Origin of the sequence: Laceyella sacchari, assembly GCF_024927925.1 — a bacterium.
In the GTDB taxonomy this organism is placed as follows: domain Bacteria; phylum Bacillota; class Bacilli; order Thermoactinomycetales; family Thermoactinomycetaceae; genus Laceyella; species Laceyella sacchari.
This window is the reverse complement of record NZ_CP103866.1, coordinates 566,299-586,741: the sequence shown is the minus strand read 5'-3', so window position 1 is coordinate 586,741 and position 20,443 is coordinate 566,299. Positions and strand designations below refer to the sequence as shown.

General features: G+C 49.3%; 23 protein-coding genes and 2 tRNA genes. 8 read left to right on the top strand and 17 right to left on the bottom strand.

Annotation, left to right across the window (positions count from 1 at the left end; all coding sequences use genetic code 11):
* Window positions 1-107: 107 nt before the first annotated feature.
* The 3 genes from cshA to NYR52_RS03140 all read right to left on the bottom strand — a co-directional run bounded on the left by cshA (window position 108) and on the right by NYR52_RS03140 (window position 3,727).
* Window positions 108-1,580 carry a degradosome RNA helicase CshA gene (cshA, locus tag NYR52_RS03150; protein WP_510735782.1) on the bottom strand — a complete coding sequence of 491 codons (1,473 nt, stop codon included), beginning with the start codon at window positions 1,578-1,580 and terminating at the stop codon, window positions 108-110.
* 257 nt (window positions 1,581-1,837) lie between these two features.
* Window positions 1,838-2,416, bottom strand: coding sequence for an Atg14 domain-containing protein (locus NYR52_RS03145; protein ID WP_132219626.1), 579 nt, complete (start codon window positions 2,414-2,416; stop codon window positions 1,838-1,840).
* 168 nt (window positions 2,417-2,584) lie between these two features.
* A complete protein-coding gene (locus tag NYR52_RS03140; protein WP_259436253.1) occupies window positions 2,585-3,727 on the bottom strand; it encodes a glycerate kinase in 1,143 nt (380 codons plus the stop codon).
* A gap of 85 nt (window positions 3,728-3,812) precedes the next feature.
* On the opposite strand from NYR52_RS03140, the gene NYR52_RS03135 reads away from it, so the two are divergent.
* Together NYR52_RS03135 and NYR52_RS03130 are read left to right on the top strand one after the other, a co-directional pair.
* Entirely contained in the window at window positions 3,813-5,099 is a 1,287-nt protein-coding gene (locus NYR52_RS03135; RefSeq protein WP_259436252.1) for a glycoside hydrolase family 18 protein, read from the top strand.
* Between the two features lie 166 nt (window positions 5,100-5,265).
* Window positions 5,266-5,583 (top strand): hypothetical protein, encoded by a 318-nt coding sequence (locus NYR52_RS03130; protein ID WP_022737829.1) that lies wholly within the window; start codon window positions 5,266-5,268, stop codon window positions 5,581-5,583.
* A gap of 96 nt (window positions 5,584-5,679) precedes the next feature.
* On the opposite strand, the gene NYR52_RS03125 is transcribed toward NYR52_RS03130, so the two are convergent.
* The 3 genes from NYR52_RS03125 to NYR52_RS03115 all read right to left on the bottom strand — a co-directional run bounded on the left by NYR52_RS03125 (window position 5,680) and on the right by NYR52_RS03115 (window position 6,302).
* Window positions 5,680-5,768 (bottom strand) — tRNA-Leu (locus NYR52_RS03125).
* 134 nt (window positions 5,769-5,902) lie between these two features.
* Window positions 5,903-5,988, bottom strand: a tRNA-Leu gene (locus NYR52_RS03120).
* A 71-nt stretch (window positions 5,989-6,059) separates the two neighbouring features.
* On the bottom strand, window positions 6,060-6,302 hold the full coding sequence (locus NYR52_RS03115) for a hypothetical protein (RefSeq protein ID WP_022737828.1): 243 nt from the start codon (window positions 6,300-6,302) through the stop codon (window positions 6,060-6,062).
* Between the two features lie 345 nt (window positions 6,303-6,647).
* Here NYR52_RS03115 and NYR52_RS03110 point away from each other — a divergent pair, with 345 nt between their 5' ends.
* Window positions 6,648-7,130, top strand: a complete 483-nt coding sequence (locus tag NYR52_RS03110) for a divergent PAP2 family protein (RefSeq protein WP_022737826.1) — start codon at window positions 6,648-6,650, stop codon at window positions 7,128-7,130.
* A 27-nt stretch (window positions 7,131-7,157) separates the two neighbouring features.
* The gene (locus NYR52_RS03105) at window positions 7,158-7,985 is read left to right on the top strand and encodes an ABC transporter substrate-binding protein (RefSeq protein WP_022737825.1); all 828 of its coding nucleotides are present in this window, start codon (window positions 7,158-7,160) and stop codon (window positions 7,983-7,985) included.
* Between the two features lie 59 nt (window positions 7,986-8,044).
* Here NYR52_RS03105 and NYR52_RS03100 read toward each other — a convergent pair whose 3' ends face one another.
* Window positions 8,045-8,326: a YuiB family protein gene (locus NYR52_RS03100; protein WP_022737824.1), complete on the bottom strand. Its 282-nt coding sequence runs from the start codon at window positions 8,324-8,326 to the stop codon at window positions 8,045-8,047.
* A gap of 145 nt (window positions 8,327-8,471) precedes the next feature.
* On the opposite strand from NYR52_RS03100, the gene NYR52_RS03095 reads away from it, so the two are divergent.
* The gene (locus NYR52_RS03095) at window positions 8,472-9,236 is read left to right on the top strand and encodes a chlorite dismutase family protein (protein WP_054096452.1); all 765 of its coding nucleotides are present in this window, start codon (window positions 8,472-8,474) and stop codon (window positions 9,234-9,236) included.
* A gap of 70 nt (window positions 9,237-9,306) precedes the next feature.
* Here NYR52_RS03095 and NYR52_RS03090 read toward each other — a convergent pair whose 3' ends face one another.
* On the bottom strand, window positions 9,307-9,438 hold the full coding sequence (locus NYR52_RS03090) for a YuiA family protein (RefSeq protein WP_158283162.1): 132 nt from the start codon (window positions 9,436-9,438) through the stop codon (window positions 9,307-9,309).
* A gap of 197 nt (window positions 9,439-9,635) precedes the next feature.
* Window positions 9,636-10,823, bottom strand: coding sequence for an NAD(P)/FAD-dependent oxidoreductase (locus NYR52_RS03085; RefSeq protein ID WP_029072035.1), 1,188 nt, complete (start codon window positions 10,821-10,823; stop codon window positions 9,636-9,638).
* Between the two features lie 304 nt (window positions 10,824-11,127).
* Here NYR52_RS03085 and NYR52_RS03080 point away from each other — a divergent pair, with 304 nt between their 5' ends.
* Both NYR52_RS03080 and NYR52_RS03075 read left to right on the top strand, forming a co-directional pair.
* Complete coding sequence (locus tag NYR52_RS03080) at window positions 11,128-12,114, top strand: NAD(P)/FAD-dependent oxidoreductase (protein WP_259436717.1); 987 nt, start codon at window positions 11,128-11,130, stop codon at window positions 12,112-12,114.
* Window positions 12,115-12,324: 210 nt separating this feature from the next.
* A complete protein-coding gene (locus tag NYR52_RS03075; RefSeq protein ID WP_132219621.1) occupies window positions 12,325-12,588 on the top strand; it encodes a hypothetical protein in 264 nt (87 codons plus the stop codon).
* A 96-nt stretch (window positions 12,589-12,684) separates the two neighbouring features.
* Here NYR52_RS03075 and NYR52_RS03070 read toward each other — a convergent pair whose 3' ends face one another.
* The 3 genes from NYR52_RS03070 to NYR52_RS03060 all read right to left on the bottom strand — a co-directional run bounded on the left by NYR52_RS03070 (window position 12,685) and on the right by NYR52_RS03060 (window position 14,262).
* The gene (locus NYR52_RS03070) at window positions 12,685-13,359 is read right to left on the bottom strand and encodes a hypothetical protein (RefSeq protein ID WP_132219620.1); all 675 of its coding nucleotides are present in this window, start codon (window positions 13,357-13,359) and stop codon (window positions 12,685-12,687) included.
* A 237-nt stretch (window positions 13,360-13,596) separates the two neighbouring features.
* Window positions 13,597-13,953: an iron-sulfur cluster insertion protein ErpA gene (gene erpA, locus NYR52_RS03065; protein ID WP_054096454.1), complete on the bottom strand. Its 357-nt coding sequence runs from the start codon at window positions 13,951-13,953 to the stop codon at window positions 13,597-13,599.
* A gap of 66 nt (window positions 13,954-14,019) precedes the next feature.
* The gene (locus NYR52_RS03060; protein ID WP_022737816.1) at window positions 14,020-14,262 is read right to left on the bottom strand and encodes an aspartyl-phosphate phosphatase Spo0E family protein; all 243 of its coding nucleotides are present in this window, start codon (window positions 14,260-14,262) and stop codon (window positions 14,020-14,022) included.
* A gap of 647 nt (window positions 14,263-14,909) precedes the next feature.
* On the opposite strand from NYR52_RS03060, the gene mqnE reads away from it, so the two are divergent.
* Window positions 14,910-16,013 carry an aminofutalosine synthase MqnE gene (gene mqnE, locus NYR52_RS03055; protein ID WP_259436251.1) on the top strand — a complete coding sequence of 368 codons (1,104 nt, stop codon included), beginning with the start codon at window positions 14,910-14,912 and terminating at the stop codon, window positions 16,011-16,013.
* A 51-nt stretch (window positions 16,014-16,064) separates the two neighbouring features.
* Here the strand turns inward: mqnE and NYR52_RS03050 are convergent, their stop codons facing one another.
* The 5 genes from NYR52_RS03050 to pgsC form a co-directional block, all read right to left on the bottom strand.
* Complete coding sequence (locus tag NYR52_RS03050) at window positions 16,065-16,304, bottom strand: YuzB family protein (protein ID WP_154986636.1); 240 nt, start codon at window positions 16,302-16,304, stop codon at window positions 16,065-16,067.
* A gap of 133 nt (window positions 16,305-16,437) precedes the next feature.
* Window positions 16,438-17,058 (bottom strand): hypothetical protein, encoded by a 621-nt coding sequence (locus NYR52_RS03045; RefSeq protein ID WP_154986635.1) that lies wholly within the window; start codon window positions 17,056-17,058, stop codon window positions 16,438-16,440.
* Window positions 17,059-17,086: 28 nt separating this feature from the next.
* Entirely contained in the window at window positions 17,087-18,724 is a 1,638-nt protein-coding gene (ggt, locus tag NYR52_RS03040; protein ID WP_259436250.1) for a gamma-glutamyltransferase, read from the bottom strand.
* A 32-nt stretch (window positions 18,725-18,756) separates the two neighbouring features.
* Entirely contained in the window at window positions 18,757-19,926 is a 1,170-nt protein-coding gene (locus NYR52_RS03035) for a CapA family protein (protein WP_259436249.1), read from the bottom strand.
* 12 nt (window positions 19,927-19,938) lie between these two features.
* On the bottom strand, window positions 19,939-20,400 hold the full coding sequence (gene pgsC, locus NYR52_RS03030; protein WP_022737811.1) for a poly-gamma-glutamate biosynthesis protein PgsC: 462 nt from the start codon (window positions 20,398-20,400) through the stop codon (window positions 19,939-19,941).
* Window positions 20,401-20,443 lie beyond the last annotated feature (43 nt).

Here is a 20,443-nt window from a genome sequence, read left to right as displayed (position 1 = left end):
TTTCTTTGTTTATATCACACTGCTAATGCTACATCTTGACGTTTGACCGGGTCAATGGCAAACAGAGGGGATTGAAAAACCGCCACCCGTTTGGGGCGGCGGTTTCTTCACACATCAACATGATGGTTTTTACCCTTTTTTTTGTTGGTTACAAACGGCTTACCTTTGCCGGCAGAGCGATTCTGGCGATGGGGTTTGCCTTTGCTCCAGTCACCTCTACGCGAGCCGCCTCTGCCTCTGATCCCTTTCTTTTTGGGGAAGAAGCCGCCACCATCCTCCGAGATTTGCACAGGCGTGGTGTTGGGCTCTTTGGTCAGCAGTTTCAGTGCCGCGGCAACGACCGTCACAGGATCGTGCTTATCAAGCAAGTGGTTGGCCCATACAGCATAATCGCTGTCCGTTTGCCCATCAACCACTTTTGCTAACTGCTCGACAGCGATGCGCTGCTGTTCCCGCAACGCGTCTTTGATAGTCGGAATTTCCGCTCGTGTCATTTTGCGGCGAATCACCTGTTCGATCATCCGCAGATGATCCATTTCACGGCGGGTGACAAAGGTGGTCGCCACACCCGATTTCCCTGCTCTGCCGGTACGGCCGATCCGGTGTATATAGTTTTCCGCTTCCTGTGGGATGTCAAAGTTGTAGACATGGGTCACACCGCTGATATCCAATCCGCGGGCCGCCACATCCGTAGCCACAAGAATGGAGATCATCCCTTGTTTAAATCGTTGCATGACGGCTGTCCGGCGCGCTTGCGAAAGGTCACCGTGCAATCCTTCAGCATGGTATCCACGCTTGGTTAGCCCTTCCGCTATCTCATCCACCCGTTTTTTAGTGCGCGCAAAGATCATCGCCAATTCCGGTGCTTGCGTTTCGATCAACCGGCAAAGGGCATCAAACTTCTGTTTTGGGTGCAATTCAATGTAGTATTGTTCAATGCTCGGAATCGTCTCTTCTTTGGCTTTTACTTTAACATGAACCGGTTGGGTCATAAATTTCTCAGCCAACGTTTTGACCGCCGGTGGCATGGTCGCTGAGAATAACAACGTTTGCCTGATGGCAGGCGCTTGTGCCAAAATCGATTCAATCTCCTCGATAAAGCCCATCTGCAACATTTCGTCTGCTTCGTCAATCGCCACCATCCGAAGATCGCTCAAACGGATGGTTCGCCGGCGCAAATGATCCTGCAATCGTCCTGGCGTACCCACGACAATGTGCGGACGTTTCTTCAAAGAGCGAATTTGCTTTTCAATCTCCTGACCTCCGTACACTGCCAATGTCCGCACCCGCTTGACCTTGCCCAACCGGTGCAGAGCCGCAGCCACTTGCATCGCCAGCTCACGGGTCGGCGTGATGACCAGACCTTGAATCCCATCCGAATCGAGGGAAATCTTCTCCACGAGCGGGATGCCGAATGCCGCTGTCTTCCCCGTCCCAGTCTGCGCCTGGCCCAATACATCTTGGCCATCCAATGCGAGCGGAATCGTTTTTTCTTGGATCGGAGTCGGCTGGTTAAAGCCCATTCCCGCGACCGCTTTTAACACATCCGGGCTAAGCCCGAAGTCATGAAATGTTTTCAATATCAATAAAGCCCCTTTCAGCTTCCATCACCGAAATCATCCACCCCATTCGATTGATGGAGCTGATGTCTCATTAAGCGTGATTTCCAAATAAAATATCGATAACCATCCCTGACATCTTCATTCAGCAGATGAGCCGTTTGAAGAAATGTAAGAATGAATACTCATCATATCATACTGCAAGGAAAATGTATTCCATTTTTCCCATAGAAAAAACCAACCCATTTATTGTCAAGGGTTGGCATGAGATTGACAAATTATCCACCAATCGGTGCTTTTGTATCTGTGCCGCGCACATCTTTGTGGAACGCGTTCCAAGAATCATTAAATTTCTTCAGATCGCTATTCACTTGGGACTCCAATTTCTTGCTTTCGCCTTCCAATTGTTCATAGTTGTCTTCGGCAGGTTCTTTGCCTTGACCGATCGCCTCATAGTACTTCAGGTTCAGCTCAAACATTTCGATCTCGATGTCTTTCAATTTGAGCTCGTTCTCTGTCAAGGTTTGCAAATCAGCCAATGTTTGGTCAGCCATTTTTTTGCGGTTCTCAGACAAGTTGGCTGTTTTGGCTTGAACTGCCGGAATTTGCGCCTTGATCTCCTGCAAGCCTTTGCGCTCCTTTTCAGAGCTTTCCTTTTGTTTTTTCGTCAACTCCAATACTTTATTCAGCGCCTCTTTATCCACATTTCCCTTTTGTAAGCTGATATTCAACGTGTTGACGGCCGTGTCCATCGCTACATTGTCAACAGTGGCAGCCAAGCGGTTGTTAATAGCGTTACCTTTATCAACGAGCTTGCTGATTTCCAGCACCACTTTTTCAGCGTCAGCTTGGTCCATGATTGAACAACCTACCAGTGACAATAAACTAATAACAAGAACAATGGCTATTCTTTTCATGTGATGAACCCCTTCGCTATATGTGTACAACAAGAAATATCATATCTCTCATCATTAAAATATTCAATATATCTTTTATATATTGGATTAGTTTTATCTAATAGATTGTTAATCCCACCCTCTTCCCAGCTTGATCGCTGTAGCCACCCGCCACACTGCCTTTTCTAATAACAGTTCAGCTTGGTCGAGCGCCTCTGCCAATGACATGGTCTTATCCACAATGGGCACCAACAATGAGATACCCACATCCGGCAGAGCCACCTGCTCCCCTTCGATTCGGCCAGCAAAGGCGATGACAGGCACACCCAGCCGTTTAGCCATTCGCCCAATGCTGACGGGCACTTTTCCATAGAAGGATTGGCTGTCAAAACACCCTTCCCCAGTGAAAACCAAATCCACCTCAGCCATTTTCTCCATGAGTCCGCCCTGCGAAGCAATCAAATCAAACCCACTTTCCCTCCGGCATCCCAAACAAGACAACAAACCGAATCCAATCCCGCCTGCCGCTCCACTCCCCGGTGCGTGCCGCTCATCCCTGCCCGTCACCCGCCGCATCACATCGGCGTAGCGGCTCATCCCCGCTTCATAAGCAGGGATATCTCTGCTTTGCATTCCCTTTTGGGGCCCAAAGACTGACACCGCTCCCTCGGGGCCAAGCAACGGATTCTCCACATCGGTCGCCAAAATCACATCGGCTCGTCTGAGCCGGGGATCAAGCCCTGTCAAATCCGCCTGTGCCACCCGCAACAGCGAAGCGCCGTCACCCATGAGCTCTTCTCCCTTCGAGTCGGTGAAACGCGCCCCCAACGCCCTCAATAACCCCATTCCCCCGTCCACGGTAGCACTGCCGCCCAAGCCTAGGATCAGCGTATCTGTGCCCTGATCCAACGCATGCCGAATCAACAATCCTGTCCCGTAGCTGGATGCTCGCGCCGGATCTCGCTCCTGTTCGGCAAGAAGCGGCAAGCCAGAAGCGGATGCCGTCTCGATGACAGCCAACCGCTGTTGGGCCACCCACAGATACGAAGCCCACCGCTTTCGACCCAGGGGATCGGTAACAGAGACATTGATATCCTGTCCGCCAATGATCTCCCGCAGCGCACGAACCGTCCCTTCTCCGCCATCCGCCATGGGAAAAGGCACCGTCTCCGCATCGGGAAAAACATGCCGCAATCCCCTGTCCATCACTCGTACCGCTTCCACACTGGCCAAAGAACCTTTAAACGAATCAGGAGCAAGTAAAACTCTCATAACGAAATCTCTCCCATCTGAATAATTGATCTGCCGACTCATACATATGAAACAAGAAATGTTTGCGGCGAAAGGAGTTTTCATCATGCAAATCCATGTCGTGGCCAGGGGGCAAACACTGCCTGGCATCGCCGAAGCTTATTCCCTTTCGGCGGATGTGATCGAACAGGCCAATCGCTTGCCCAATCCGCAAGATTTGGTACCTGGGCAAGCGATGGTTATTCCCATTTCAGGGCAATATTATTGGGTACAGCGAGGGGACACCCTTTACAAGATCGGCAGGCGCTTCGGTGTACCCCCATTCAGGCTGGCTCAAATCAACCGTTTGTCCCCGCAAACCCCCTTGCGTATCGGTATGCGGCTTTACATCCCACCAGCAGCCAAACGGCCAGCCGAAATAAACGCTTACATTGAGCCAGACACCCAATTGAGCGAAGCACTCCGCCGGGAGACGGAACAAGTCTCTCCATACCTGACCTACCTTTCTGTCGCCAGTTACCGCGTTCGGCGGGATGGTTCGCTACAAGCCCCAGAAACAAACCAACTGCCCGCCATCGCCCGCCGCAACCGCGTCGCATTGGCGATGGTGATCAGCAACCAAGAAGAAGATCAATTCAGCGAGGAGATTGGGCACATCATCATGAACAACACCGAGGTGCAGGATCGGTTATTGGACAACATCATCGAAACAGCTAACCGCGTGGGATACAGTGACATCCACTTTGACTTTGAATTTCTTCCTCCCCCAGATCGCGAGCCATACAACCGCTTTCTTGAAAAAGCAGTCAACCGCCTGCGCCCGCTGGGCTTTACGGTTTCGACGGCTCTCGCTCCCAAGACCAGCAGAGGCCAACGCGGGCAATGGTATGAAGACCATGATTATCGCTTTCATGGCCGCGTTGCCGACTTTGTGGTGCTGATGACCTACGAATGGGGATACAGTGGTGGCCCTCCCATGGCGGTTTCCCCCATCAATGAAGTGCGCAGGGTGGTTGACTACGCTTTAAGCGAAATGCCTGCTAACAAAATCTCTTTGGGTCAAAATCTATACGGCTATGATTGGACCTTGCCATATCGCCCAGGCAATCCGCCTGCCAGGGGCTTGAGCCCACAACAAGCCATCGCCATCGCCGCCAGGGAAAACGTAGAGATTCAGTATGACCCTGTCGCGCAAGCACCCCACTTCAATTATGTCGACGATGATGGCAACCGGCATGCCGTCTGGTTTGAAGACGCCCGCTCCATCCAGGCCAAAATCAATTTAGTCAAAGAGCTCGGGCTTCGTGGAATCAGCTATTGGCGGCTCGGTCTTGCCTTCCCCCAAAACTGGCTCTTGATCGGCGATCAGTTCCAAGTGGTCAAAAAGAGATAAGTATACCGCCTTCGCGCCCTAAACGCCATAAAGCCCTGACCTCGCACTTATCCGAATATTATTTCTTGATTCAATAGTATTTCTTCGTTATCTATAGCAGGAATGTCCTCCTTAACGCCGTATAGGATAATAGGTCGCTAAAGTAATCGGGAAAAAGGAGGAAGCCATGAAACATAGAAGAGAATTCACTGTCAAAGGCTGGCTGTTTGACCATATCACCCTGACATGGCGCGAAGGCGAGCTGTTCGCGGATCGGCCGGACATTTTGGAAGTGATCAAAAACCGGGTAAAGCAATTGGAAGACTTGCGTGCGTTCATCTTATGCCCGGAAACGCGCCGTTTCTATATGGAAAATTACCTCGCTGAGCCCTTGTCCGCTTACCTTGTGCTCAAGCATATTCTTGACTCGATTTACGAAGGCCCAGACAAAAACGAGTTGTTGCGCATGACGGGTTCTTCCTATTATGTCGCCTCACTTACTTGACATCATCAAAAACGCCTCGACAGTTTCGGGGCGTTTTTGCCTTTTGATCCGCCAAAAATGACAAAAGCCCTGACCTGCAACAGGTCAAGGCTTGGTTGGTGCTGAGGGTCGGACTCGAACCGACACGGTGGTCACCCACCGCAGGATTTTAAGTCCTGTGCGTCTGCCAATTCCGCCACCCCAGCATGATATCGGCAGGTGGATGCAATTCAATCTAACATGCGTTTATGACTAAGTCAAGAACGAATAGGCTAAAGGCTGTAAAAAAATAAAAACCACATATCCCAATGAATATGTGGTGAGTTTTCGGTATGTAAGATGGTGCCGAAGGTGGGACTCGAACCCACACTCCTTGCGGGAACACGATTTTGAGTCGTGCGCGTCTGCCAATTCCGCCACTTCGGCAACTCGTAACAACGAAATTAAATATATCACAGCTTTACTCGATTGACAACCCTTTTTATAAAAAAATTTTTTTACACGTCGGGCTGGGCATCCTTTGATGCTTGCCACACCGCTTTGGCCATCTTCTGCCGCGAAAGGGCCAATTCAAACAAAAGACTGTCTGTCGTTAAAAAAAGGTGTTTTGAGCCCCTTTCGCCGCAGGTGGGACATTGAACGATGTTTGACTTTCCTTGCAATACGCCAAAACCCTTTCCGCATTTGGGACATTCACATCGATCAAGCAGTCGGGCGAACCCCGGCAAATAGTTATTCATTGGCTTGCCTCCTATACAAGTCATTCACATCCGCCTCCGCAAAGTTCTCCCCCTTCCATCCATGTTTAAAAAGGCATAAGAAAGATTCGCCCATCCGCTTCTAATCTCCTCTTCAAAAAAGAGGATCCGTCGTTTTAAAAAAAGGGTAGGATATAATATAATGAAATAGTTTATCTCTGACAAAATAGCAAAAGATGGCGGAAACCCGCCACTTACACAACCACCATCCTCGGTGGCCCGGGGGGATCGTGCCCCCGTCAAAAACGAATACACACATTAACTAAAATGAGCCGATGAAGCGTAGAATCCGTTTACCGCACTTCTCAGAAAGGGTGACCCCGATCGATGCTGGAACAACTGGCACACAATTTTCCTCTCTGGACATCACTTATCGCCATCACACTGGCCCAACTGCTGAAGGTTCCTTGGAATTACACCATCACCCGCCAGTGGGACTGGAATTGGTCATATAGTTCGGGCGGCATGCCCAGCGGCCACACCTCCGCCGTCACTTCCTTGGCCACTTCCATCGGGTTGACCTCAGGCTGGAACTCACCTGCATTCGCCATTGCCACGATCTTTGGCATCATTGTCATGTATGATGCGACTGGAGTGAGAAGACAAGCCGGCATGCACGCTCAAGTATTGAACCAACTGGCAGAAGATTTCTCGCTTTTGCTCCGCGAGATTCGCCATCTAAATGAAAAACCGTCCTCGGAAACCCGAATCAAGTTGAAAGAGATTTTGGGCCACAAACCAATTGAAGTATTCACTGGCGCCTGGTTCGGCACGCTGGTTGCCATTTTGATGTATTACATTTGGTATTAACAGCCCAACTCGAGAGGAGGCATGGGAATGAAACGCATCATATCGATCTGTCCGAGTAACACCGAAATGCTTCACTTCTTGGGCTTGCGTGAAGAAGTATGCGGCCTGGACGACTTTTCCGACTGGCCGCATACATGGCAACATCTGCCCCGGGTGGGACCAGATCTGGACATAGACATGGACAAAGTCAAGGCGTTGCGTCCAGATTTGGTCATCGCCTCCCTCAGTGTACCGGGAATGGAGAAAAACATCTCGCAGCTTAAACAAGCAGGCATTCCCACCTTGGTTCTCAATCCCAAGACCCTGCAAGATATTGCAGAAGATTTCGTCTATCTTGGAGATGCCCTCGGTATGCCCTCACAAGGGCGAGCTGCCAAACAACGCTTTTTGCAGGAGATATCCCTCATTCAGGCTGCCATTCCACGTCAAACAACCCCACCGCGGCTCTATTTTGAGTGGTGGCCCAAACCCGTGTTTACTCCTGGCAGAAAAAGTTGGCTGACGGAACTTTGCCAACTCGTCGGCGCAACCAATATTTATGCTGATCACGACACCGAAAGCGTGCAAACGGACTGGGACGACGTGGCCGCACGGCAACCTGACTATGTGTTAGTCACATGGACGGGTGTGCCGCGAGAACGAATCAAACCCGCCTTCTTCACCTCCCGTCCCGCTTGGCAGGGAACCCCCCTGATCGAAAAGGGCAACATACACATTTTAGAAGAAGGATGGTTTTGCCGTCCATCTCCGCGTCTATTGCTCGGCGTCAAACAAGTGGCACACCTGCTTTACCCTGATCGCTTTCGCGCGCCTGAAGAAGGAGACCCGTATCAGGACTCACGGCTTCGCCCATGAGCGGCCAAAGCACAAAAAAAATCCGAAACCTTGGGTTCCGGATCACTTCGCGCACCAGATCAAAACATGCGATACCCTTTTTGGCGCAACGTCTTGATCGTCCATATGCCACCGATCGCGCCCGCCAAACCCGAGAAAAAGAGAACCGCGTTGACCACTGTAAATATTTGGTTGACATCTTTACCCACATAAAAGGCGACTCCGAAAAAGATGATCAGTGGAAGCCATGTGGTTTTTAAGATCATGTTTAAGATAAATCCAATTCCAAAAAACAGCACGAATAGAAGTGGAATGGAAATAATCAACTGGGCGAGATACAAGTTGACCGCCTCCGTCATCATTAAAAATCCTCACTCATTGTACTGAAAATAACCCATTTGGTCAAATGCGGCCGGGAAATGATGGCGATTTGTTGAAGCCGTTTGCTTCTTTCTCTCCTCTTTCGCTACAATAGGGGTTGGATAAAGCAAAAGGAGGACTTTCATTATGCGTCCACAAGGCAGACCTTCCTTCTCAGGAAGACCAGGGGCACAAACCGGTGAAGAAGCGCCGAAACGCCCAAATCTCCCAACCCAATTCGTCAACTTTACATTCTTCAAAGTAGATCCGGCATGGCGCCGCCTCAGCGACGCAGAACAACAAAAAGGCAAAGAAGAGTTTGCCGCGGTTGTGAAAGAGTTCCAAAACAAACCAGGCATGTTTGTTCTGTCCTATTCGTTGGTAGGAATTCGGGCTGATGCCGAAATCATGCTCTGGCGGATCGCCAACGAATTGGAAACGTTCCAAGAAATGACCAGCCAACTTATGCGAACCGGCTTGGGCAAATACCTAACTATCACATATTCTTACCTCTCCATGACGAAACGTAGCGTATACGTGGACAAAATGGATCCTGAACATCAAAATCCCCGCACCCACATCATTCCGGGTCGGAGCAAATATCTGTTCATCTATCCTTTTGTCAAAACACGCGATTGGTACCAACTCTCCTTCCCTGCACGTCAAGGGATGATGGACGAGCATATCCAAGTGGGAAGCAAATATCCAACCGTCAAGTTGAATACCACTTACAGCTTCGGCATTGACGACCAAGAATTTGTGGTCGCGTTTGAAACGGATGACGCCAAAGACTTCTTAAACCTCGTGCAGGAATTGCGCGAAACCGAAGCAAGCCGTTACACATTGCGTGACGTGCCCATGTTTACCTGTATTAACCATGCAGACATTATGGATGCGCTAAACACACTATAAAGCAAAAAGTCCCGGGCTACGGGACTGGACACAATTTATATAAGATTGTGAAATTTCTGTATATTATATGTTAACGCGATTTTTTATTCCCGCTCCCTTTGCAGGCATAACACGTCTCCGAACCACCCAGGAGCAAGGTGACATAACCGTTTCCCTCACAGTATTTGCACGTGTCTTTTCTGCTTTTAGTCGATCTCAGCATGATTCATCCCCCTTTTTTACTCTATTTTCCGAATATTATATATGATATTAATAAATAAATAAACACGCAAATGATTTGGTATCCTCTTAAAAACATGGATGTAAGCGATAACAATAAGTAGTTTCTCTTTTTTTCAAATAAATACATCATCAAACCAAAAAGAAACCGACCCTTCCAGTTGAAGGGCCGGTGACTGATTACAGCTTTCCTTTGCGCAATACCAATGACAAACCACCCAAAAGATAAAACCAACGCAAATCGATCATCTTTTTCATGAATGCTGCTGATCCACCCATCAATTTCTTGTTGCCAACCACACCAATCGCTTCTTTGCGGCCGAGAGAAGCAACGGTACCTTTTGGCATATATTTGAATGGCTTCATTTCTCCGCCACGCAACTTCACAGCCAAGTTTTTGCCCAAGTACTGTCCTTGTTGGGTAGAGATTTGCGCTGTCGGTGGGTATGGGCGCTCTTCTTCATTGAACACCAAAGAGCTGTCCCCAATGATGAAGACATTGTCATAACCCGGCGCGCGCAGGTATTCGTCTACTTTGACGCGGCCACGCATGGTCTCGATACCCGATTCCTCAACCAATTTGTTGCCGCGCACCCCTCCGGTCCACACCACAGTGGCCGCTTTGATCTCTTGTCCACCCTTCAAAATGACACCCTCTTCGGTGCATTCTTCGATCGGGGTGCTGATCAAGAATTCGACGCCTTTGCTTTCTAAGTATTTCACTGCATATTCAACCAGCTCTTTGTCAAATCCAGGCAACACGGTCGGCGCAGCTTCCACGTTGACAATCCGAACTTTCTCCAACGGGATGTCGTATTCACGGCACAGTTCAGGCATCCGGTCAACCAATTCTCCCACATACTCGATCCCTGTGAAGCCAGCGCCACCCACCACGATGGTGATCAGCTCTTCCTTCTTCTCAAGCGCATACCGCGCAAACATGTATTCCATATGCTCGCGGATCGCGCGCACGCTGGCAATGTTGCGGATGAAGAATGCGTTCTCCATCAGACCTTTGATACCGAAAGTCTCCGGTGCGCTTCCCAAGCCCACGACCAAATAATCGTATTTGAGCGGCTCGTTGCTTTCCAATTGGACTTCCTTCTCTTCCAACTTGATCGCCGTCACGCGGTCTTGAATAAAGTTAATCCGTTTCGTATTGATCACGGATGGAATCGAAAGACGCGCATGGTCATGATGGGAAGTACCGGCTGCCGGCTTATGAAGCTCCGTCGTCACATAATGGTAAGAGTTTTGGTTCACCAACGTGATCTCTGCTTCGTTGCTTTTCAATTCTTTCGCCAAGCCTTTTGCTGTCATGAGACCGCCATAGCCTGCACCCAGAATAACAATTTTAGGTACACTCATCATTGATCACATCCATCTACTTGTTATGATTAATTCCTCACAAACTGGGGAAGTCTTACCTTATCGTCCTTATTGAATCATGCCATTGTTTATGATATGATTTTCACGTTCTTTTGGCAAGAGCTTTTTGTTTTCATTCTGTCACACAACCCTCACCATTATCCTCTGTGTATCTGGCTTGGTAATTTTTTATCAATTCGTATAGTCCCCTTCTTTTGGTTTAAGGTATTATATATAGAAACGCATAGAGATTTAATTGCCATATTAAGAATATTGCGGAGGTGTTCACATGACACAACCACACATGGATGCGCAGGTGACTGATATCGCCATTATCGGAGCCGGTCCCGCGGGTTTGTTTGCAGCCTTTTACGCCGGAATGCGCCAGGCTACGGTCAAAGTAATTGAGAGCATGCCCCAGGTGGGCGGCCAGCTCTCCGCACTATATCCTGAAAAATACATTTATGACGTAGCAGGCTTTCCCCGCGTGACGGCCCAAGAATTGGTCAACAATCTGGTTGAGCAGGCCAAACACTTCAATCCTATTTATTGCTTGGATGAGAAAGTGTTGGAAGTGAACAAAAAAGAAGAGCGCTTGTTTGAGATTGTCACGCACAAACAAATTCACCGCGCCAAGTCTGTGATCATCACCGCGGGATGCGGCGCTTTTGAGCCCCGCAAACTGGGGTTAGCCGGGTCCGAACGCTTTGAAAACGCTAACCTCTTCTATTTTGTCAAAGACAAGCAACAATTTGCCGGTAAAAACGTCTTGATCGCAGGGGGTGGTGATTCCGCGGTAGATTGGGCCCTCATGTTGGAACCAATCGCCAACAGTGTCACCGTGGTGCATCGCCGCGACAAATTCCGCGCCCACGAGCACAGTGTGGAACAGATGAAAAACTCCAGCATCCGTATCATCACCCCACGTGAAATCGAAGCCCTGCACGGGGATGACCGCATTGAGCGCGTCACTCTGGTCGACAAAAAGAGCGGGGTGACCGAAACATTGGAGACCGATGCGTTAATCGTAAGCTACGGATTTGTCTCTTCCCTTGGGCCGATTGCACAGTGGGGCTTGGAAATCGAAAACGGTGCCATCAAAGTCAACTCCCGCATGGAGACCAACATCCCAGGCATCTATGCCGCCGGTGACATCGCCACCTATCCTGGCAAAGTGAAATTGATCGCCGTGGGCTTTGGTGAAGCGCCCACTGCCGTAAACAACGCCAAACAATACTTAGACCCCGAAGCAAGACTGCAACCCGGCCACAGCTCCAACTTGAAATTATGACAAAACTCCCGCGCCAGCGGGAGTTTTAAGCTTGATCACTGTCAAAAACGACTTTCGTGCCTAATGTTCCTCGTTCGGGATAAGGGAAGTAAATCCGCATCGATTCTTTCCGAAAACACTTGACTTTGTCATGAGCCCGTCTCGCCCGTTTTCCACACGTTGCATGTTTTCCCCACCTGGAGGCAAATTAAATGGCAAAGGAGGATGACCATGCAGCCCAAGTCGACATTGTCTTGTCCCGTTTGCAACGGCTTCAGCCCTTTTGCCGCCTCATGCCCCACCTGTGGGCAACCACTAGTGGACAACGGCCGTTACATGGATCTATTTGGGGATTACAGCCCATATCGTCCCATTGACGATGCCAAACTGACCGATGGGCTCATCGATGCCCGCACTCATCAATGCCCACACTATGCCACTTGCCGACATTGCGGTTATGAAGGAGTGCAACTTATTCAAGAACAGAAGTACTAGCCATGCCTGGCATCAAGTGACACACACGAAAGAGTGAAGCAAATAAAAAAACGGCGGAACATTGCCATGATCACCGCCGTGGGCTTTACTCCACCTTTAGACCATTAACGACGTATACAGTGACCATACCGATAGGGCAAAGCACACCAGTATGGCAATCATCACCAAGCGCCCTCTTCGCTTCAACCTCTTTTCCCAGTCCGCTTCTTTTTGCGCAAACTTCGTAACCACATCGTCCAGCGCTTGTTCCTTTTTCTGTTGCTCGCAAAGTTGATCTTGCAACGATTGCATCGTCGACTCGAGTTGGCTCTGTTTTTCTTCCAGGCGGCTCATGCGTTCTTGCCATTCCGCTTCCACCCCCGCCCACCACTCAGCTTGCGACTCCTTGATCCACTTCTGCAACTCCTCTTTTAATGCGGCTACTTCGGTTGCCAGAGCTTCCTTTGATTCAGCAATCGTCTGATTGGCCAGCGATTCCATTTGGTGAACTTGTTGCACGACAAACCGTCTTGTTTCCCTGTCATCTGTCCGGATCGCTTCACTGATCAATTGCACATCCCGGTATACTTCATTCAGTTTGTCAGAAACCGCTTTGGCCGAATGCCTTACAAACTCAGCTTCCCGCAACTGTTCATCCACATCCCGTAACCGAGCCCATTCGCGTTCACAAGCTTCCAGCCGGTTATGTAACTGTACCATTTCCTCGTAGACCTCTTGTAGCTCATCCACCGCATCTCTGCTCTGTTTGCCAAACCGCTCAAACAGTCGCATCCTTCTCTCCCCTTTTTGCAAAGTGATATCCACCATGATACCAGCGAAAAGCGGTCGTTTTACCCGCAAAAAGTGACCGCGCCATGACACCTGCTTTCAAGGAAAACAACCCTATATGCAGTAAAGCTGGCTTTATACATGAATGAAGCCCGCCCCCACCGCGTCGCAGCTTGGCGAAGCAGATGGGGGCGAGCCCATGGTTACAGCGTTATTCTTATGCGATCCTCACAACTGCCGTCAGCAATCACTCGGTTTACCTGCATCGGTCGCAGTACGGAATGAAGAGCCGCAGCCACAGGTGGCGATAGCATTGGGATTGTCAATGCTAAACCCGCCTCCGATCATGGATTCTTTGTAATCAATCACGGTGCCCTTCAGCAAGGGTTGGCTGTCTTTGTCGACCAGTATACGCACCCCATGCTGTTCCAGCAACGCATCACCGTCTTGTTTATCTTCATCAAACCCCAGCCCGTAAGAAAATCCGCTACATCCGCCATGTTGCACACTTACGCGCAGAAACAGGGCTTCAGGGTTCTCTTGATCTTGCATCATTTCTTTTACTTTGAAAGCGGCTTGCTCAGTCAACGTAATCATCGGGTGTCCCCTCCTTCTGATACCAGTATACTAAGGAATCACCCCGACACACAACCGAGCGACTCGCTACATGACCTTATATCTTATATGCTCGTTCGCTTCTTTGGATTGCACCATACTTGACCGAATATGGTACACATTCTCCCTTTTTCGACCAGAACACGACTTTTCCCACATATTGTGCAGGTGATCCAATTCTTGACTGAGTTGATACACCTGCGGATGTCCCAATCCCAAGTCTAGCGCAGCCTTTTCCATCCGCTTACGGACACATTCCATGCGCTCAGCGAGCGAACCACAAAACTCCACGCTAAGCCCTCCTCCCCTTAATCTGACCCAACCCTCTCTAACCTCGAAAAAACATTTTCTCTTTGTAGGAACTGACAAAAAGCAGAACATTAGATGTTCATTTTACAAATTGTTTGATTAAACTTACCATTTAGACAACATGTTGTCAAGGAGACCGACAGGGCAAAACGGCATTTTTACCAATTTGTAAAAAAATGTCAACATTTATTCGCTCTTTGTCGCAGTCAGAGGCATGCGCACCCATTTCTTGCTTCTGCTTCTATCCACCAGCCGGCATGCCCGACAAGCATTTCGACATGACCCCCGATTTTTTCCGCTTATTTTCAGCACTCAGTCTTTGTGTTAGAATGGATAGGGGAAATTGCAACCAATTATTTAGGCAATCGAAATAAAGAGGACGGGAGTTGCCAAGCGCATGTAAAGCTTTACGCATTCATGTGCAATTTTTCACAGTTGAGGGTTGCCCATTTCAGTTGCATTTCGGCTCATGACACGCGCTAAGACAGGCGCCCGTGCAAAAAAGTCGCATAGATCGCAAAAGCAGCATGCCTTCCATATGTCGATATGATAAGGTGGAATCATCCTGATTGAATGGGACAATAAAAGCTTAAATCCAAAAAGAAGCGGTTTTGGAAGGAGGACATTGCATGTCACTCACGATCACCCCTACGGACAAAAACTTGATTCCTATCGTGGAAAAGGTACAGCATGGAGAACGCCTGACCCTTGAAGACGGGTTGACACTGTACCAATCACCCGATTTGCTCACCATCGGCCAATTGGCTAATGAAGTGAATTTAAAACGGAATGGCGACAAAGTGTACTTTATTCAAAATATGTACATCAACCCAACCAATGTCTGCGAAGCCAAATGTGCATTTTGCGGCTTTCGGCGCGATCCCGGCGCTGAGGGCGCCTACACCATGTCTGCTGACGAAATCTTGGAATACGTAGGCACTCGCTACTCACAAGGAATTCGCGAATTCCATATTGTCGGCGGTCACAATCACACCGTTCCGTTTGACTATTACTTGGAGACCATCTCCATTTTGAAGAAACATTATCCCCATGTCACGATCAAAGCGTACACCTCTGCCGAAATCGAGTTTTTCTCACGTCTGACCGGCCGCTCTTACGAAGATGTGCTCAAAGAGCTGATCGATGCCGGATTGGACACCATGCCGGGAGGCGGCGCCGAAATCTTGACTGAGCGCTATCGGCTCAAAATGAGCCCGGACAAAGCCAGCACCGACCAATGGCTGGAAATCCACGGCATCGCCCACCGCTTGGGGTTGAAAACCCACGCCACGATGCTGTACGGCTCGATTGAAACATTGGAGGAGCGCCTGATTCACATGTTGCGCGTCCGCGAACTGCAAGATCAGACCGGCGGATTTATGGTCTTTATTCCGTTGGCCATGCAACCGCGCAGTGTCAACGCCTCGATCAAGCGGCGCACTTCCGCCATGGACGACATGCGCACCATCGCCATCAGCCGTCTGATGCTGGACAACTTCCCGCATATCAAAGCGTACTTCATCAACATTGGCACCCAATTGGCTCAGCTGTCAATGCATTTTGGCTCATCCGATTTGCACGGCACGCTGGTGGAAGAACGCATCAGCCATGCGGCAGGGGCACTGACACAACAAGCGCTTACCCGCGATGAACTCGTCTGGCTGATCCAGGGAGCTAATCGCACCGCCGTGGAACGCGATACGTTCTACAATGAAATCAAAGTCTATGAATAACGCAAAAGGGCACGGAGCATTTAAACTCCGTGCCCTTTTGCGTTTTCGCGTTTAATAACGTACTTCCATCTCATCGATGGCTTCTTTGATCTTGCGGTACAGGTCATCCCCCGTCCCAGCCGCAACCACTTCCCCGTTCACCAAGGCATAAGGACCTTGCGCACAAATGCCACAATTCCCCAAACAACCGTATTCTAGCACATCAATGCCTGGGTCTTGCTCCAATTTATTCTTCACTTTAAGCACTTCCGGCGTGAGGTTGTTTACACAAAACTCCACCAAAGGAATCATCTATCTTCACTCCAATAATATGCTTCACTACATATAAAACATTATACACGTCTTCCTTCACTTTCCCAACAACCTCGCTAGATAGGGCAAATGACAAGAAGCTCCCGAGCACCACGTACCCGAGAGCTTCTTGTTACGGCTGGTTCGGTTGTGTGCCAGCCGGCGCATTGGCAGGCTGCTTACCAGGAGGGGTCACGCCAGCCTTCGCGTCTTCCTTAATCAGTTTCACGCCGAGATCTTTCATCACCTGAATTGTCTTCGCATTACTCCATTGTCGCTCTTCAGTAATCTCGTTCGTGAATACCAACGTCGCCAAGTCATCCAAGATGTCATGCCCCAACCGCTTGCCGATGTGCTTGCGCGACTCCGTCAGATCAGCCTGCAATGATTGTAAAAATGCTTGGTGCGCGGTGTCCCCTTTATACATCGGCTTGTTGAGAATCGCTTGGATCTTGTTGAATTCACGAGCGGGGTTGGCCAATCTTTCCCCCCATTCCGGACCGAAGACATGATAATGGGAGTGTTCATGCAACAATTCCAGCGATGCAGCGATTTGGTCAAAATCTTGCTTTAAAAAAACCCCGTCTTTTTGATTCTTGTTAAGTAGCGTTCCTTTAACCAACTCTTGTCGATAGCGATCAATCGCCTGTTTCTCTTCTGCACTTAGCACCTCGACCCGCCGAAAATCAATCAAAATGTACATGATGAACCCAATCACAAGAAATGGGGTGAGAATGCTGATTAACCGTTTCATCTTCCGTCATGCCTCCACAAAAATTCCATTAGTCTGAGAAGCGGAACGCTCCATCACGCCGGCTATCAAATCCTCCTTCGATCGTGTTTTGACTCCGGTTCACCCGAATCCCCTGCACGCCGCCGTAGAACAAGTTAGCCGGTTTCAGCACGATCGTATACCCTTTTCGTTTCAATTCCGTCTCTACTTCCGGCGGCAAGGCTCTCTCCACATAGATGACATTTCCTTCAACGATAAAACGCGGTTGGTTGATTGCCGTTTGCATCGGCATATCATACTCTAACAGCCGCAAAATTACTTCCGTCAATACCGGTGTGATTCTTCTCCCCCCGGCACTACCGATCCCAAGCACTGGCCGATCGTTCTTGGTGAAGATGGTCGGCGCCGTATAACTGATCGGCTTTTTGCCCAATTGGGCCCGGTTGGGCGAACCTGACAGGATACTGAAGTTTTTCAGCTGGTTGTTAAGGAAAAATCCGTCCACATAAATACCCGAACCGAAGAAGTTACTGAGCGTGTTGGTAACCGAGACCATCATCCCTTTTTTATCAACAACCACAAAATGGGTCGTGTTGTCATGATCCTCTTTATCAGCCATCGAATCGACCACTTGTTTGTATTGGAGGGAGATGCGTTCATTGTTGATGTCGGCGGACAAGCGTTTAATATAATCTTTGCTCAACATATCTTCCACCGGGACATTGATAAAATTGGGATCACCAATGTTTCTCATGCGCGCCCCTTGTACACGCTTTTCCGTTTCTCCGAGCAAATGGATAAAATCAGCCGACAGGTCTTTGGTCTTTTCGACATTGATCTGGTCGGCGATGAACAGGGATTCCGCCAACATCAACCCTCCGCTCGGCGGTGGGGTTGTCACCATTTCAAAACCATTATACTTCACTTTTAACGGTTCTTTTTTCGCCGCTTGGTAACGTTTTAAGTCACTTGCCTTGACACCCTTCGACGCGAGTTCAATATCCTTGGCGATAATGCCACTGTAAAAAGCATTGGCACCGTTGGTTTGAATCGCTTTTAATGTCGCAGCTAACTCTTTTTGTTGCAACAATTGCTTAGGTTGAATCGGTTTGCCATCCGGATAAAAGTGGGGCAACTGCTTCACATTCATGCGAAATTGGGCATCCCGCAACCGACCGCTTAACAGCGCCGTCACCTCAAACCCGCGTTCTGCCAGTTCGACGGAAGGCTGGATCAAGCGATCCATCGGTATCGACCCATATTCTTTGTGCGCCAGTTCCATCCCTTTGACAAACCCGGGCACGCCTACACCGTTGGCAGGAATCAACCCGGTGTACGGGGCAGTTTCCCGGTAATCGATCACGATTGGCTTCTGTTTCTTGCTGTACGGATGAATCAACATCGTGCCGCCCCCGCCGATACCAGAACCAAACGGTTCCACCACGCCCAACGCGTAGCCGACGGCGATCGCAGCATCAACGGCGTTGCCCCCTTGTTCCAGCACTTTCATCCCCACATTTACCGCTTCCGGATGGGCAGCGGCGACACCATACTTATAATTTTTTTGAGTGGGGATCGTTTGTTCAAACACCTTGGGGTTATACTTATTTCCTTCATACACATAAGCAAATATCATTCCTACCACAACTAGGATGGAAAGAAGGATATGCATGTTTTTATTGCTCACGTTTCTCTCCCTTCCCCTCTTTTCCTGCTGCCTCATTTGCCTGCAGGCGGTCTTCCTTTACCAGACAGCGGAATAATCCGGGATATGTAATCCCCTTCGCGTGTCCATGTCTGGTTCCATTTATCACTGTACATGAATTCCTCTGTCAATTGATTGAAGATTTTCTCACGCCGGTACACATTCGACCAACCAGTCAGCGGACGGGGCTGCCCTTCGCGAATCACCATGGGGTGAAGTTCCAACTTGGCTTTTTTTCCGCCTTGCAAAAGTTTGTATTGGACCAGCACACTTTCTCGGGTGCGGGACCAACCTTGGTCAAACACAAAATTGCCGAGACTGTATAAAATCACGCCTTGTTTATACACTTCCACCGGTTCCAACACATGAGGGTGGTGCCCGATCACCACATCTGCGCCGGCATCCACCAAAGCGCGGGCCAAGCCTTGTTGACGCGGATGATAGCCGCTGTCATACTCCAAGCCCCAATGCATATGCACCAAAACAAGGTCTGCATTGCTTTTCGCTTTGGCCACCAGAGGAAAAAACACATCCGGGTCCGCCGGTGCAATGCCCGAACGGTCTTTTCGTGCCCGATAATCCCTAGGAATGATATCAGAAAAACCCAATACGGCCACTTTGATGCCATTGACGGTTTGATATGAGATACGGCTCGCCTCTTTCAAATCACGTCCAGCGCCCACCGTATCAATATCTTGCCCGTCAAACGCTCTTAATGTATCCAACAATCCCTGTTTTCCATAGTCCTTAATATGGTTGTTGGCCAAATTGACCGAAGAAAATTTGGCTTTTTTCAATGCGTTGACCGCTTCCGGCTTCGTGTTGAGATGAATCTGCACATCTGCTTCCGGATATCCTTCGCGGTTGGTGATGGGATTTTCAAAATTCCCTGTCACATAGTCAGATGCCGCAAAATACGGCTTCACGTATTTGAGCAGATGGTCATAACCAAACCGCGGAACGATGGCATAGCCGACATACCGGCCAAACATGATATCCCCAACCATGGAGATGGTCAGTACGCTATTGGGATCTTTTTTCACTGACACCTCTTGAGGCCTGTCGGTAGCGTTCAATACGCTGATCAACACCACCGTGAAAACCGTCGCGATCACGGTGTGAACGGTGGCTTTTTTCTTTTGTTTCTTGATGTATCGTTGCAGTTTTTGCCTCCAGGTCAACATTTCTTTCACTTCCTAGAACAATTGATAAACAAACATGATCAGAAACGTGCATCCACTGAGTAGCAATGTGCTGCCCACTGTCGGAACCAATCCCTGCCGTTGGATGGTGTTGGCGATCAGCCCCGGAACAATGATTCCAATCCCGCGAAACTCTTGCATTTCAAAAGGCACATAAGGAACAACCATCGGAGCGAACAAGTCAAAAATCAGTTTCAATCCAATCCCTACCATGAGCATCGCAGCAAATTTGCGGCGGCCATATAAGATGGTGAACCGCGCCACCACTTTCGTCACAATCAAATACGTCAAAAAGCTGATGAGCAATACCGTTCCAACAAAGATGGGCTGATCGAACACGAGGCCCATGTACCCCGGCACGATCAAGCCCGCAGGCACGACGCCCACTTTTTCTGCATATAGCAGGCTGAGAACAACGCCGATAATCAAAGAAATGTATAAGTCTGAACCGAACAACGAAATCTTCCTCCTAGCTGACAATTTGCGCAACTTTGACCTT